General features: G+C 75.5%; 1 protein-coding gene. It reads right to left on the reverse strand.

Annotation, left to right across the window (positions count from 1 at the left end):
- On the reverse strand, positions 1-237 hold a 237-nt coding region (locus tag ACWJ6R_RS38340), incomplete at both ends, for a hypothetical protein (RefSeq protein ID WP_449066848.1).

The following is a 237-nucleotide window of genomic DNA, read 5'->3' on the forward strand; positions in this document are numbered from 1 at the left end:
GGGTGTGGCCGATGTTCGACTTCACCGAGCCCAGCCAGAGCGGGCGGTCCTCGGGCCGGTCCTGGCCGTAGGTGGCGATCAGCGCCTGGGCCTCGATCGGGTCGCCCAGCACGGTCCCGGTGCCGTGCGCCTCGACCGCGTCGACGTCCGCCGGCGACAGGCCCGCGTTCGCCAGCGCCTGGCGGATCACCCGCTGCTGGGAGGGGCCGTTCGGCGCGGTCAGCCCGTTGCTCGCGC

The organism is Planomonospora algeriensis (genome assembly GCF_977012225.1).